This is a genomic window from Terrimonas ferruginea DSM 30193 (genome assembly GCF_000425585.1).
Taxonomy (GTDB): Bacteria; Bacteroidota; Bacteroidia; order Chitinophagales; family Chitinophagaceae; genus Terrimonas; species Terrimonas ferruginea.
On sequence record NZ_AUDS01000009.1, the window covers coordinates 200702 to 214599 of the forward strand.

The window sequence follows — 13898 nt, forward strand, 5'->3', positions numbered from 1 at the left end:
TGACGGCAGTGCTCTTTGGCCTTGCGCCGGCTATTTAACTTAATACTTATACTTACTACTTACTACTTATAACTTAAAACGGCTGTTTAACCTCGCTAAAACTTTCTCACCTGCAATCTGTTATTTATAAAACACTTATTTTTGCCGATTAAATTATTGGACGAAATGGAATCTACCACCGTAAGTGAAAAAGTGAACGTATTGATCATCGGCAGCGGACCAGCCGGTTATACTGCTGCTATTTATGCTTCCCGTGCCAACCTGAAGCCCGTTTTGTACCAGGGTATCCAGCCCGGTGGCCAGTTGACGATCACCACCGAAGTGGAGAACTATCCCGGTTATGCCGAAGGAGTGCAGGGGCCGCAGATGATGGTAGACTTCGAAAAACAGGCTGCCCGCATGGGGGCGGATATCCGCTTCGGCCTGGCAACAAAAGTTGATTTTTCCGCACAACCCTATAAAGTACAGATCGATGAGGAAAAATGGATCGAAGCCGATTCGGTCATCATCGCCACCGGTGCTTCAGCCAAATGGCTGGGACTGCCAAGCGAGGAACGCCTGAATGGTTTTGGTGTAAGTGCCTGCGCTGTGTGCGACGGATTTTTCTTCCGGGGAAAAGAGGTAGCCATTGTGGGAGCAGGAGACACTGCCGCGGAAGAAGCATTGTATTTATCCAAACTCTGCACAACGGTGCACATGTTTATCCGCCGCAGCGAAATGCGCGCCAGCAAGGTGATGCAGGACCGTGTGGTCGAAACGCCCAATATCAAAGTATATTGGAACACCGAGACCGAAGAAATCCTGGGCGATAAAACGGTAACCGGTGTAAGGATACGCAATAACCTCACACAGGAAATACAGGAAGTGCCGGTAAACGGGTTCTTCGTGGCCATCGGTCACCAGCCCAACTCCGATATCTTCAAAGGATGGCTGGATATGGACGAGGCCGGTTACCTGAAAACCGTACCCGGTTCCACACGCACCAATGTCGAAGGCGTGTTTGCGGCCGGCGATGTGCAGGATAAAATCTATCGTCAGGCCGTTACGGCTGCAGGCAGCGGATGTATGGCCGCGCTGGATGCCGAGCGTTACCTGAGTGCCAAAGGACTTCATTAATCGAGATAAATCTGTTACATGAACATGTTGACCATTTCCCTGAACAATGTCCGCTTCCGCGCTTATCACGGATTGTACCCGGAAGAGAGACAGAAGGGAAATGATTTTGTCGTCAACCTGAAAGTGAAGTATACACCTTCCGCCGGTGTCATTCAATCACTTGATGAAACGATCGACTATGCCGAGCTGTTTGCCGTGATCAACGAAACCATGCAACAACCCGTCGATCTGCTGGAAACCCTTGTACAGACGATCGCCGTTGCGGTCCATCGCCGCTTTCCCGTGATCCGCGAGGCAGAAGTATCCGTGGAAAAACTCAATCCCCCAATTGATCAGTTTGAAGGTAGTGCGATGGTGAGCTATCGTGCGGTGTTTTAAGTTGCAGATCGTGAGACAATAAGTCAATAAGTGAATAAGGCAATCATTTTAAAGACGATTCACTTAATCACTGATTTGCTCCTTCGAGAGGCCGAAGGATAGGCCTCAGGGAGCACATACCTTTTATTCACCATTCACGATTGACCATTCACTATTCACAATTGCCTATTTTTGCAGCAATGAAACAACCCGTCAAAGAACTCTTTACACTTACTGGCGATGAGTCGACTCCGGCAGCCGACGGGCGCTTGTCCATCAGCGTCAGTGACACGCATGTCAGCTATGCCATCAGCAACGCGGCAGGTGATACCCTGTATTCGCTGAAGTGGTTCAGCCTGCCGGAACTGACAGTCGAAGCACTCGACACCTTGCGCCAATCCAATTCCGCCTTTTCCGGATCTTACCATCATATCCACATCGCTTACCTGTATCCCCAGACCTTACTGACGCCGGCTGCGGATGTTTCGGCAGCGTCGGGCGGACGTTTACTGAACCTCGTTCATGGTAAACCCGATACCGATGTGGTACTGGATGAAGTACTCGCAGGTGGACATATCCGGCAGGTATATAGCGTTCCCAAAGACGTACACGAATGGTTGCAGCAATATTTCCCCCAGGCAGTTTTCCATCACGGTTATGCACTTTTCGTTAATCGCATGATCGATGCTACGGAAAACGGAATACTGGCCGTTGATTTCCGCAACGAAGAATGGTCGGTCGTCGCCGGCGCCTCAGGCAAACCTTTGCTGGCGCAGACTTTCCCTTATCATACACCTGCAGACGTATTATTTTACCTGTTGAAAATATGCCAGGAACTGGGGTTGAAACAGGATTCCGTGCAATTGCAACTATCCGGACTGGTGGCAGAAAAATCTGCTTTATACAAAGAATTGTCGCAGTACTTCCGGGAACTTGCTTTCCACGAAGCTACCTGGGGCAGCATCGGCAACGGCGAAACACCTTCGCATTTTTTCACCTCATTGAATGAATTGAGCCTATGCGGATCATAGGAGGCGAACACGGCGGAAGAAAATTCAATCCGCCGGCCAAAATGCCGTACACACGGCCAACGACAGACATCGCCAAGGAAGGTCTGTTCAACGTATTGCAACATAAGATCGATATTCCTTCACTCGAAACGCTCGATTTGTTTGGCGGCACCGGCAGCATCAGCTACGAACTCGCTTCCCGCGGCGCGCAACAACTCACCATCGTAGAGAAAGATCCCGCTATGTTCGAGTTTATAAAAAAAACAGCGGCCTCGCTCCATATCGATAACCTGCACATGGTGAAGATGGATGTGTTCAAATTCATCGATCAGTGCAAATCTTCTTTTGATTTTATTTTTGCAGGTCCGCCATATGCACTTACGAACATCGACGATTTACCCCGGTTGATTTTTGAAAAAGGATTGCTCAAACCAGGCGGATGGTTTGTATTGGAGCACACACCACGCAACGATTATAAAACGTTTACCGGTTATAAAATGGAAAAGAATTACGGCACCACCATCTTTTCTGTTTTTGTACGGGAACCTAATCCTCCAGATCCTGCTTAATGAATAAACAAGCGGCACGCAGACATTTCCGGTCGTTACGCCAGTCGCTGACCTCCGCTGAGCGCAACCGGTTCGACGATCTGTTGCTGATCGGGTTTCAGTCACTCGACCTGCCTTTCATTCAATCGGTGCTGACCTACGCAGCGATAGATGCGCATGGCGAACCGCCAACCGGGCTCATTACCCGTTACCTGCAATTCCTGAATCCCGAACTGCAGATCGCCTATCCCCGCACCAATTGGACCGAAAACAGTTTTGATGCCATTGCCACCGGCGACGATCCCGTGTTTCAACTGTCGGAGCGTGGCATCCCCGAGCCCCCGGAGGGAGAGATCGTAGCTCCTGAAGAACTGGACATGGTAATTGTGCCACTGCTGGCGTTCGACCGGCACGGTTATCGCGTAGGATATGGTAAAGGATTTTATGACCGCTACCTGGCTCAGTGCAGCAGCCATTGCCTTTTGGCCGGAATAAGCTATTTTGAACCCCTGGACAAGATCACGGACGCCGGCGAATTTGATGTACCTTTAGATATTTGTATTACACCGCAAAACGTGTATGTTTTCTAATCTTTTTCTGAAATCCTTCCGCATACTGCTGCTGCCTTTTTCTATTTTGTATTGGGCAGGTATTGCTATCCGCAATTGGTTTTACGACCGCGGCTATTCCAAATCAGCTACTTTTGGTCTGCCCCTGATCTGTGTCGGCAATCTTTCCGTAGGCGGCACCGGCAAATCTCCGATGGTGGAATACCTCGTACGGCTGTTGCACGAACAATTTAAAACCGCCACACTCAGCCGCGGATACAAGCGCAAAACCAAAGGATATGCTTTGGCTGATGCACAAAGCACCGCGCTCGAGATCGGCGACGAACCGATGCAGTTTCACCTGAAGTTTCCCGAAGTGCCCGTGGCCGTCGGAGAAGAACGTATCGTAGCCATTCCGCAGTTGCTGCACGACCGGCCGGATACGCAGGTGATCGTACTCGACGACGCCTTTCAACACCGCGCAGTAAAAGCCGGACTCAATATTTTGCTGACGGATTACAGCAATTTATACACCCGTGATTTCTATTTGCCAACCGGCGACCTGCGCGACCTGAAGTCGGGAGCGCGGCGCGCCCAGATCATCATCGTTACCAAATGTCCGCCCGACCTCGATACCAAAAAACGGAATGCGATCATTGCTGAGTTGAAGCCACTCCCGGAACAGGAAGTTTTTTTTACCACGATCGAATACGGACAACTTTACCAGATCATGGGACAAAAGGTGCCGCCACCTTCATTGGATACGGAAGTGCTGCTGGTAACCGGTATCGCCAACCCGAAACCGCTGGAAAAATACCTCCTGCAATACTGCAAGTCCTACAACCTGCAGTCGTATGCAGATCATCATATTTTTACAATAGACGACCTCAAAGACATCCGCCGGAAATTCGATGACCTCGATGCACCCGGCAAAATCATTTTAACCACCGAAAAGGACGCCGTCCGGCTTTCGAAATTCAGTAACGAAATTGCCGACTGGCCATTCTTTGTTATCCCTGTGCGTCACCGCTTTTTATTTCAACAGGAAGCGCAATTCAACGCAAGGGTCATTAATTTTATTAAGGAGTTTACTCCTCAAACATCAACCTATGGGAAGAAAAAATAACAGCACCCGAAAAAAACAAAAATCTCAATCACAGAATGCAGGCAAATCCTTCAAAGGAACCCTTGATATTACCCGCTCGGGTATGGGGTTCGTGATCGTGCCTGACAACGATACCGATATCCTGATCCGGCCAAACGATTTTCATACCGCCATGCATGGCGATACCGTTTTGGTTAAAATCAAAGGTGATGGCGGAAGTGGCCGCCGCATGCAGGGCGAAGTAGTGAAGATCCTCGAACGCAAACGCACCGAGTTTATCGGACAAATTCAACTCAACGAAAATTTCGCCTTCTTCATACCCGAATCGGATAAACCGATGCCGGACTTTTTTATCCCGCTTGCCAATTTACAAAAAGCCAAAAATGACGACCGGGTGGTAGCCAAATTGGTGAAATGGGAGATGGGCGACAAACGCCCCGTTGGAGAAGTGGTCAGCATCCTTGACGCAGAAAATACCAATGATGCCGCCATGAAGGAAATATTGCTGGAAAATGGCTTCCCGCTTGAGTTTCCGGAGGACGCGCTCGAAGTGGCCGCCCGTATTCCCGATGCCATCAGCAAAAGTGAGATTGAAAACCGCCGCGACGTCCGCGATATCCTCACTTTCACCATCGACCCGGCGGACGCAAAAGATTTTGACGATGCCATTTCTTTCCGCAAACTGAAAGCCGGCATTTTTGAGATCGGCGTACACATTGCCGATGTGAGTCACTACGTCGAACCCGATAATGCGCTCGATAAAGCAGCCTACCAGAAAGCCACTTCGGTTTATTTACCCGATCGTGTGAACCCGATGTTGCCGGAACATATTTCGAATGTGCTGTGCAGTCTTCGCCCTAATGAAGACAAACTCACGTTCTCTGCTATTTTTCAGCTCAATGCCAAAGCAGAAGTGAAACAGGTATGGTTTGGCCGTACCGTTATTCATTCCGACAGAAGATTTACTTATGAAGAAGCGCAGGAAATTATCGAGTCCAAAGAAGGCGATCATGCCGAAGTGATCCTGACGCTGAACGACCTGGCGCAGAAAATGCGCAAGCGGCGTTTTGCCAAAGGCGCGATCAATTTCTCTTCGCAGGAAGTACGCTTCCGTCTCGATGAAAAAGGCGATCCGATTGGCATCATGATCAAGGAAAGCAAGGAGGCACATCAACTGATCGAAGAGTTCATGCTGCTGGCCAACAGATACGTGGCCGAGCACATTGCGAAGATCAAGGTGAAGAACAAACCGCTGCCATTTCCCTACCGTATCCACGATACACCCGACGAAGAAAAGCTGCTGCCCTTTATTGCATTTGCCAATAAATTCGGACACAAGTTTGACAACTCTTCACCCGAAGCCATCGCCGCATCTTTCAATACGTTGTTGAAAGACGTACACGGCAAACCGGAACAACACGTTCTCGAGCAACTCGGCATCCGTACCATGGCAAAGGCCAAGTATACGATAGAAAATGTCGGTCACTATGGTCTTGGCTTTGAACATTACTGTCATTTTACCTCACCCATCCGCCGTTATCCGGACGTGATGGTGCACCGCATACTCGCCGAAGTACTTGATGATAAATTCATCGTCGATAAAAAACTGGAAGACCGTTGCAAACATTGCAGTGAACGCGAACGTGCCGCGATGGAAGCAGAACGTGCCGCCAACAAATACAAGCAGGTGCAATACATGCGCAATTTCGTCGGCGAAGATTTCGATGGCGTGATCAGCGGTGTGGCCAGTTTTGGTTTCTGGGTGGAAACGGTCGAGCACAAATGCGAAGGCCTCGTGAGCGTCAGCAGCCTGCTGGAATACGACGAGTTCCGCCATGTGGAAAGCGACTATGCGCTGGTCGGCATGCGGAGCGGAAAGAAATTCCGGATGGGCGATAAAGTCCGCATTAAAGTGGTGGCTGCCAATCTCGCCAAACGCCAGTTGGATTACGATTGGGTAGTGGGCGTGGAGGATGAGCGTCCCGAGCCGCGGTCCAAAAAAAGAAAAAAGTAGGTTCGGGCCCGGAAAAAGCCCGGTTCTCATTATCTTTCCGGCTTAGTGCTAACGAATTAACTGCTGATGCATTCATTTGAAGAATTGTCGGGACTGTTTGCTACCCGTTTCAAACAAAGCCATTTTCCGGAGCAGCCGGCTACGCTTTATGAACCGAACAACTATTTCCTTCAGTTGGGAGGAAAGCGTGTGCGTCCTGTTCTGTGCGTAATGGGCAGCGAATTGTTCGGCGATATCAATCCCGAAGCATGGGAGGTAGCGACGGCTATCGAGCTGTTCCACAATTTTACCCTCATACATGACGATATCATGGACAAGGCACCGCTTCGCCGCGGTATGCAAACCGTCCATACCAAATACAACGAGAGCACGGCTATTCTCGCCGGTGATGTAATGCTGGTAACGGCATACGATTATATCAATCGCATCGGCACGGAGCACCTGCCTGCGGTGCTTGGACTGTTCAACCGTACTGCCCGCGAAGTATGCGAGGGACAACAGATGGACATGGATTTTGAGAACCGGTCCGAAGTAACCCTTGAGGCTTACCTGCACATGATCGAACTGAAAACATCGGTATTGATCGCGGCGGCGTTGAAAATGGGCGCCATTCTCAGTGGTGCCGGTGAACGTAACCTGGAGCTGATCTACTCATTTGGTCTTAAACTCGGCCTGGCCTTCCAGGTGCAGGACGATTACCTCGATGCGTTTGGCGACCCATCGAAATTCGGCAAGCAGGTTGGCGGAGATATATTGGCCAATAAGAAAACATTTTTACTCATACATGCGCTTGAAGCCTGCAATGAGCAGCAGCGCCTGGAACTGGATCGCTGGCTGGCGGGAAATGAACCCGGCAAAGTGGAAGGCGTATTGAAATTATTCCGCGAATGCGGCGTGGATGCATGGGCACTGGAACTAAAAAACAAATTCCTCGACGAAGCGTGGAAACATCTTGATGATATCGCGGTGCAATCGCAACGCAAAGAACCATTAACCAAACTGGCGCAGTTCCTGGTACAGCGCGATTACTGATAGCCGGGAAACGCTCACCTAAACCTCAAAAAAAGCAGAGCCGATGGCAAACTCTATTTTTAGAAAAAAATCCATTGCAACGATTGTACGTGAGGCGGAAAGCGGAATAACAGACGGACACGGTACAGGACTAAAAAAAGTATTGGGTGTAAGAGACCTTACCGCGCTGGGTGTGGCTGCGGTGATCGGTGCGGGTATCTTCAGTAGTATTGGCAAAGCGTCTGCGGACGGCGGTCCCGGCGTTGTGTTTCTTTATATTTTTACAGCCATTGCCTGCGGATTTGCCGCGCTTTGCTATGCACAATTTGCCTCGACCGTACCGGTTGCAGGCAGTGCGTATACTTATTCTTATGTCGCCTTCGGCGAAATTTTTGCCTGGATCATCGGATGGGATCTGTTAATGGAATACGCCATCGGCAACATTGCGGTAGCCATTTCCTGGAGCGATTATTTTACCAACCTCATGACCAAGGCCGGGATGCACATACCGGATTGGCTTACGATGGACTATGTAACGGCCCGGAATGGTTTTGCGGAAGTAAGTGACTTAGTTGCCAACGGATCGAAGCTGTCAGGCCTCGATGCCGGCATGGTAGAAAGGTACAATGCCTGGCAATATGCGCCACAGATCGGCGGACTTCGCCTGATCATGGATTTGCCGGCCTTGCTCATCGTGGCATTGATCACTTACATTGTATTCCGCGGCGTAAAGGAAAGCCGCAACGCAAGCAACCTGATGGTATTGCTCAAACTGGCGGTCATCTTCTTTGTAATAGTATTGGGTGCATTTTATATCAATCCTGATAACTGGACTCCCTTTACACCTACAGGCATCAGTGGCATTCTTAAAGGGGTATCGGCGGTATTCTTTGCCTATATTGGTTTTGACGCGATATCGACCACGGCGGAAGAATGCAAGGACCCTCAACGCGACCTGCCGCGCGGAATGATTTATTCATTGATCATCTGTACGATCTTATATGTAATCCTCGCGCTGGTATTGACGGGCATGGTGCCCTACACCACACTGAATGTGGGCGATCCGCTGGCGTCGGTATTCGATGCCAAGAACCTGAAATTCGTTTCCGCTATCGTAGCCGTAAGTGCGATCGTTGCCACGGCGAGCGTATTGCTGGTATTCCAGATGGGCCAGCCACGTATCTGGATGAGCATGAGCCGCGACGGACTTTTGCCCAAAATATTCTCCCGCATTCACCCGATCTATAAAACGCCTTCCTTCTCTACGATCGTTACGGGGCTGGTAGTAGCCATTCCAGCGCTTTTCCTGAACCTGGAAGTAGTGCTGGCACTGACCAGTATCGGAACCTTGTTCGCATTCGTGCTGGTTTGCGGAGGTATTCTGGTACTGGATGCGCGCAAGGATACACCGAAATCCAAATTCAAAGTGCCGTATATCAACAGCCAATATATCGTTCCGGGGCTGTTCCTGCTGGCGATTGCGCTGATCATCGCCAACCATCCCACCCATTTCCAGGAAATATTAACGGTGGAATCTTTCCCGATGATCCTCTTCTGGCTGGTTGTGACCATAATGAGCGTTTTGAGTTTTACGAGGAAACTATCCCTGCTTCCGGTATTGGGGATGATCAGCTGTTTTTACCTGATGGCACAGGAACATCATTCCAACTGGCTGCGGTTCCTGATCTGGCTGGGGCTTGGTCTGGTGATCTATTTCCTGTACAGTCGCCGCCATAGCAAGCTGAATCCGGCAAATACTACCTTGAAACAGCCGCCGCCCGATACTTCGGGCCGAAGCTTCGGCCATAAGTAGTAAGTATTAAGTAATAAGTACTAAGTAGCGGTGTTATAAAGTCTTTGCGCCTTTGATTCTTAAGCGCCTTTGCGTGAAACGGGCTCTTCGAGGGGAAGATGACCGGCTGTTTACCCCCCATTGAAGATTGACCAATCATGTTCCCGCTTTTTGAATTTTGGCTTTTTACTTTTGAATTAATCCCACAGTCTGGTTTTATCTTTGCGGTATAATTCGCCGAAGGCGAATGCTATAAAAGATTATGAAGTACCAGATAGGAGATAAAGTGCTGATCCTGCACTCAGACGAAGAGGGAGAGATCATTGATTTCATCAACGATAAAATGGTGATGGTAGAGGTACGTGGTGTTAAATTCCCCGTTTACCTCGACCAGATCGATTTTCCTTATTTCAAACGTTTTTCCCAGCAAAAAAATAAACCCGGCAGTAAACCCAAACCGCAGCGGCAGTTTGTGGATGATCTGAAAAAAGAAAAAGCCCCCGCTGCTCCCCGCGTGGAAGATGGCGTATGGCTGACCTTTCTACCCGTGATACATACCGATGAGTTTGGCGACGATGTGGTGGAAGAATTGAAACTGCACCTCGTTAACCGCACGAAGGTCCCTTACAACTATCACTATAAACTATTGTTTTTCGGGGAAAAGGATTTTGAGCTGAAAGGAGCGATTGCGCCTTTCGAAGACATCTACCTGCACGATGTGCAATTCTCCGATCTCAACGACAGCCCGGTTTTCGATTTCGAATTCACTTTGCAACAGCCCGATAAAACCAGGGCGCCGCACTATGAATCATCCGTTAAACTGAAACCGAAACAGTTGTTTGAAAAAATAGCGAAGCTGCAGGAGAGCAACGAAGCTACCTTCTCACAGCAATTGTTTGTAAAATATCCTTACGCCAATGCCGATGAACCGGAAAAGCCGGAAGATAAATTGGGATTGGGAAAACTGGCAGCGCTGGGTTATAAAGTGTACAATGCAAAAGAAGCGCGTAATCATCTCGAGCCTGCACGCAGTGTAGTAGACCTGCACATCGAAAAGCTGGCCAACGACTGGCTGCACATGAGCAATTTTGAAATCCTCACCTTGCAGTTGCGCACCTTTGAAAAATATTACGACCTGGCACTCGCGCACCGGCAACCGTCGCTGGTGATTATTCATGGAGTAGGAGAAGGGAAGTTGCGGGACGAAATCCATGAAATACTGCGCATGAAAAAAGAAGTTAAATCCTTTGTGAACCAATACGACCCGCGCTTCGGTTATGGAGCAACGGAAATCTGGTTTCAATACAAAAAATAATTGATAGGAATATGGAACTGGTAACGATCCGTACCGAAGACATAACGGTGAAAATAAATCCGCAGGGAGCGGAACTGACTTCTTTGATAAAGAATAAAGACGGACAGGAATATATGTGGAGCGCCGACCCCGCGTTCTGGAGCAAACGCTCTCCCGTATTGTTTCCGGTTGTTGGCACGTTGAAAGAAAACTGTTATTACTATAAAGGCGAACGCTATGAACTGGGGCGTCATGGTTTTGCACGTGACCGCCGTTTTGAAACGGAAGAACAAAGTGAGAAGGAAGTGGTGTTTTTGCTGAAGAGTGATGAAGAAAGTTTGGCGATTTATCCGTTTCACTTCAGCTTCCGCATCCGTTATCGTGTGGAAGGAGAATCGTTGCAGGTGAGCTACGAAGTATTGAATACAGGATCGGAAGAAATGTATTTCTCCGTAGGAGGACATCCGGCTTTTCGCGTGCCGGTTAAAGAGGGAGAGGAGTATAGCGACTATTACCTGGAATTTGAAAAAGCGGAAACAGTTGGCCGCTGGCCAATATCCGCCGAAGGACTGATAGAAGAATTTACGATGCCGTTGCTGGACAACAGCAACGAACTGCCGCTGGCCAAAGAACTGTTTGCACGCGATGCCATTGTATTAAAAGACCTGCAGTCGGAATCGGTAAAATTGTTGTCCCGCAAATCCGCTGCAGGACTGGATTTCAGCTTTAAGGGATTTCCTTACCTGGGAATCTGGGCGGCGAAAGGTGCTGACTTTGTGTGTATCGAACCCTGGTGTGGCATAGCCGATACGGTGAACGCCGATCAGCAATTACCGCACAAAGAAGGGATCAATAGTTTGTTTCCCGGAGATGTGTTCCGGCGCAGTTGGTCGGTGAGTGTGAAATAGAAGGTGCAAGGTTTAAGGCCCGACACTTCGGGCTAAGGGTAGAAGGTTAAACAGCCGTATTAAGTATTAAGTAATAAGTATTAAGTAGTAAGTAGTAAGTAGGGATGTTGTAAAGTCTTTGCGCCTTTGCTCCTTATGCGTCTTTGCGTGAAGGCGGGTGTTCTTTTTCACGTACGCTACTCACAATTTTGAATTTTTACTTTTGAATTTTGACTTTAACACCTTTTGTTCCTCCGCAATCCATCGTGCGCCGCATCTGGGGCCACAGCGATACAATACTCTTTGTGTTCGCCGGCGCTTCTGCGGAATTTGCTTTAAACAAAGCGGTTGACTGGTTATATTTTACAGGAAAATTGCCCGGTGATCCGCTGGGAAGGCTTTTCTCCACCGTGCTTTATGCCCGTCGTATTGTATTTGCAGAGAAAGAAGCGGCCCATAATACCATCGATCAGATCACACATATTCATCGCGCTGTTGAGAAAAGCCGCGGCGACGTGATCCCCGACTGGGCTTACCGGGATGTTTTGTATATGCTCATTCATTATTCCATCGCGGCCTTCGAAGTGTTGCACCGCCGACTAAAAGACGAAGAAAAGGATGATGTCTACGATGTTTTCTACCGCATGGGACAACGCATGCAACTCAAACAATTGCCAGCAACCTACCGCGAATGGCTGATCGACCGGGACAGGCATATGGAAGCCGATCTTGTACACTCACCACTGACAGATGATCTGTTCAAACAATACCGTAAACATCTTGGCGGTTTCCGTTACCGTCTATTGCTGGAGGTGCAAAAAACAGTAGTGCCTGATAAGGTAAGACGGCAACTTCATTTCAATAAACCGGGTTGGATCTTCGGCCTGCTGGGCATTTACAAATTTCTTCGTGCAATAGGATTGGGATGGTTTGCCAAATCATTGTTGCTGCCGAAAGAATATAAGCGGCAGGTGCGGGAGCTGGACAACAGGTGAATGGTGAATGGTCAATAGTGAATGGCTGTTTACTTACTACTTATTACTTAATACTTAATACTTATGGCCGAAGCTTCGGCCATAAGTATCGGGCGGCTGTTTCACCTTAACCCTTACGCCTTAGGCCGAAGTTTCGGCCCGAAGTGTCGGGCCTTAAGCCTTAAGCCTTCCTCCAGTATTCCAGCCAATCAATCATACGGCTGGTAAAACCGTATTCATTATCAAACCAGGCCACCACTTTCAACTGCCGGCCTATTACGGAAGTGAGGGTGCCATCGATAATGCAGGAATGGGTATTGCCTTTGATGTCGAGCGAAACGAGTTCTTCTTCGGTGTAATCAATAATGCCCTTGTATTCTTCGCCGGCCGCACGGCGGAACAATTCATTGATCTGCGCTGCGGTTACGTCTTCTTTCATTTGTATGGAAAAATCGGCGAGCGCTCCGTTGGCCACCGGTACGCGGATCGATACGGCGGCAAAACGGTCTTTCAGCCCGGGCAGCAGCCGTCCCACCGATTGCGGCAGATCTATTTCCACCGGAATGATGGATTCAGCAGCGGCACGTCCGCGGCGGAATTGTTTGTGTGGGGTATCTACCAGTTCCTGGCGTGATGTGTACGAATGCAGGATGGTTGCCTGGGCACTTTCGATGCCGATGGTCTGCAGGATGTACAGGATATGTGTGCTGCAGTTGGTCATACAACCTCCGGGTGACACGATCGCGGGATCGTTCTCCAGTTGCTTGTGGTTGTGGCCAAAGATCATCAGCGGTATATCGGGTGAACCGGTTGTCGATAACAATACGCGGCCGGCACCGGCTTTGAGGTGTTGCGAGGCTGCGTCGAGACTGGAAAAAAGACCCGCGCATTCCAGCACCACATCTACGTTGAGCTGTTTCCATGGCAGGTTGAGCGGCTGGGCTTCCTGCAGTACTTTTACCCGTTTACCCCCGGCGATCAGTTCCTGTTCCGCCGCCACATATTCAATACCCGCAAAGGCACCGTAAACCGAATCATACTTGATCAGGTAACCGAGATTGGCCGGCGGCATGATGTCATTGACCGCTACGATTTCTATGTCCGGATGGCCGGTAAGACGGCGGAAAAGCAAGCGCCCGATCCGTCCCATTCCATTGATTGCAATACGCATAAGGATGCAAAAGTAATAATAAGTAGTAAGTAATAAGTTATAAGTAGTAAGGATAGGCGGGAGGTATAGAT

The 13898-nt window shown here is 49.2% G+C and carries 13 protein-coding genes; 12 read left to right on the forward strand and 1 reads right to left on the reverse strand.

The window, feature by feature from the left end:
* Positions 1-165: 165 nt before the first annotated feature.
* The 12 genes from trxB (at position 166) to H608_RS0102445 (ending at position 12677) form a co-directional block, all read left to right on the forward strand.
* Complete coding sequence (gene trxB, locus H608_RS0102390; RefSeq protein ID WP_028786270.1) at positions 166-1116, forward strand: thioredoxin-disulfide reductase; 951 nt, start codon at positions 166-168, stop codon at positions 1114-1116.
* Positions 1117-1134: 18 nt separating this feature from the next.
* The gene (folB, locus tag H608_RS20970) at positions 1135-1494 is read left to right on the forward strand and encodes a dihydroneopterin aldolase (RefSeq protein ID WP_038006830.1); all 360 of its coding nucleotides are present in this window, start codon (positions 1135-1137) and stop codon (positions 1492-1494) included.
* 179 nt (positions 1495-1673) lie between these two features.
* Positions 1674-2504 carry a DUF3822 family protein gene (locus H608_RS0102400; RefSeq protein ID WP_028786271.1) on the forward strand — a complete coding sequence of 277 codons (831 nt, stop codon included), beginning with the start codon at positions 1674-1676 and terminating at the stop codon, positions 2502-2504.
* Positions 2492-3052, forward strand: coding sequence for an RsmD family RNA methyltransferase (locus tag H608_RS0102405; RefSeq protein WP_028786272.1), 561 nt, complete (start codon positions 2492-2494; stop codon positions 3050-3052). Before H608_RS0102400 ends, H608_RS0102405 begins: the two co-directional genes overlap by 13 nt.
* On the forward strand, positions 3052-3621 hold the full coding sequence (locus tag H608_RS23330) for a 5-formyltetrahydrofolate cyclo-ligase (protein WP_028786273.1): 570 nt from the start codon (positions 3052-3054) through the stop codon (positions 3619-3621). The genes H608_RS0102405 and H608_RS23330 overlap by 1 nt, the downstream gene beginning before the upstream one ends.
* A complete protein-coding gene (gene lpxK, locus H608_RS0102415) occupies positions 3611-4705 on the forward strand; it encodes a tetraacyldisaccharide 4'-kinase (RefSeq protein WP_028786274.1) in 1095 nt (364 codons plus the stop codon). The genes H608_RS23330 and lpxK overlap by 11 nt, the downstream gene beginning before the upstream one ends.
* On the forward strand, positions 4689-6698 hold the full coding sequence (rnr, locus tag H608_RS0102420; protein WP_028786275.1) for a ribonuclease R: 2010 nt from the start codon (positions 4689-4691) through the stop codon (positions 6696-6698). Before lpxK ends, rnr begins: the two co-directional genes overlap by 17 nt.
* A gap of 66 nt (positions 6699-6764) precedes the next feature.
* Positions 6765-7730 (forward strand): polyprenyl synthetase family protein, encoded by a 966-nt coding sequence (locus H608_RS0102425; protein WP_028786276.1) that lies wholly within the window; start codon positions 6765-6767, stop codon positions 7728-7730.
* A 43-nt stretch (positions 7731-7773) separates the two neighbouring features.
* Entirely contained in the window at positions 7774-9522 is a 1749-nt protein-coding gene (locus H608_RS20980; RefSeq protein ID WP_051267945.1) for an amino acid permease, read from the forward strand.
* A gap of 241 nt (positions 9523-9763) precedes the next feature.
* Entirely contained in the window at positions 9764-10816 is a 1053-nt protein-coding gene (locus H608_RS0102435) for a Smr/MutS family protein (RefSeq protein ID WP_028786277.1), read from the forward strand.
* 11 nt (positions 10817-10827) lie between these two features.
* Complete coding sequence (locus H608_RS0102440; RefSeq protein ID WP_028786278.1) at positions 10828-11703, forward strand: aldose 1-epimerase family protein; 876 nt, start codon at positions 10828-10830, stop codon at positions 11701-11703.
* A 209-nt stretch (positions 11704-11912) separates the two neighbouring features.
* Positions 11913-12677: an oxygenase MpaB family protein gene (locus H608_RS0102445; protein WP_038006833.1), complete on the forward strand. Its 765-nt coding sequence runs from the start codon at positions 11913-11915 to the stop codon at positions 12675-12677.
* Between the two features lie 160 nt (positions 12678-12837).
* Here the strand turns inward: H608_RS0102445 and H608_RS0102450 are convergent, their stop codons facing one another.
* Positions 12838-13827, reverse strand: coding sequence for a type I glyceraldehyde-3-phosphate dehydrogenase (locus H608_RS0102450; protein ID WP_038006835.1), 990 nt, complete (start codon positions 13825-13827; stop codon positions 12838-12840).
* Positions 13828-13898: the final 71 nt, after the last annotated feature.

Bases quoted from the DNA above. Each gene is read 5' to 3' on its own strand.
- H608_RS0102435 (WP_028786277.1), top strand. From the start codon at position 9,764: ATGAAGTACCAGATAGGAGATAAAGTGCTGATCCTGCACTCAGACGAA.
- rnr (WP_028786275.1), top strand. From the start codon at position 4,689: ATGGGAAGAAAAAATAACAGCACCCGAAAAAAACAAAAATCTCAATCA.
- H608_RS0102400 (WP_028786271.1), top strand. From the start codon at position 1,674: ATGAAACAACCCGTCAAAGAACTCTTTACACTTACTGGCGATGAGTCG.
- H608_RS0102450 (WP_038006835.1), bottom strand. From the start codon at position 13,827: ATGCGTATTGCAATCAATGGAATGGGACGGATCGGGCGCTTGCTTTTC.
- H608_RS23330 (WP_028786273.1), top strand. From the start codon at position 3,052: ATGAATAAACAAGCGGCACGCAGACATTTCCGGTCGTTACGCCAGTCG.
- trxB (WP_028786270.1), top strand. From the start codon at position 166: ATGGAATCTACCACCGTAAGTGAAAAAGTGAACGTATTGATCATCGGC.
- H608_RS20980 (WP_051267945.1), top strand. From the start codon at position 7,774: ATGGCAAACTCTATTTTTAGAAAAAAATCCATTGCAACGATTGTACGT.
- lpxK (WP_028786274.1), top strand. From the start codon at position 3,611: ATGTTTTCTAATCTTTTTCTGAAATCCTTCCGCATACTGCTGCTGCCT.
- H608_RS0102405 (WP_028786272.1), top strand. From the start codon at position 2,492: ATGCGGATCATAGGAGGCGAACACGGCGGAAGAAAATTCAATCCGCCG.
- folB (WP_038006830.1), top strand. From the start codon at position 1,135: ATGAACATGTTGACCATTTCCCTGAACAATGTCCGCTTCCGCGCTTAT.
- H608_RS0102425 (WP_028786276.1), top strand. From the start codon at position 6,765: ATGCATTCATTTGAAGAATTGTCGGGACTGTTTGCTACCCGTTTCAAA.
- H608_RS0102440 (WP_028786278.1), top strand. From the start codon at position 10,828: ATGGAACTGGTAACGATCCGTACCGAAGACATAACGGTGAAAATAAAT.